Source organism: Psychrobacter sp. TB20-MNA-CIBAN-0197 (assembly GCF_040309765.1).
GTDB lineage: Bacteria > Pseudomonadota > Gammaproteobacteria > Pseudomonadales > Moraxellaceae > Psychrobacter > Psychrobacter submarinus.
The window spans coordinates 1-243 of sequence record NZ_JBEOPC010001234.1; the positions used below are offsets into that span (position 1 = coordinate 1).

Here is a 243-nt window from a genome sequence, read left to right on the forward strand (position 1 = left end):
CGCCGAGGCGCCGTACTGCAGATTGATACCGCCCAACGCGGCGCCCGTCAGTTGCGCCGCACCGCGCAGGTTGATGAGCGCGCCCTGCAAGTCGTGCGTCGGCGTGCCGGTACCCGCCAGGCCGGCACGTGCCTGCAGAGACGGATTAAGGACACCGCCCAGACGAATATCCAGGTCTCCGCCACCGGTCAGTTGCAGCTTCCCGTCACTGCCCACGCGGCCCGTACTGCCGACAGCCACGAT

Annotated in this window: 1 protein-coding gene; it reads right to left on the reverse strand. The window is 68.3% G+C overall.

Annotated features, from left to right (window positions below; translation table 11 throughout):
- Positions 1 to 243, reverse strand: a 243-nt coding sequence (locus tag AAEY83_RS17895; protein WP_351061372.1) for a hypothetical protein, incomplete at both ends; no start/stop codon positions are given.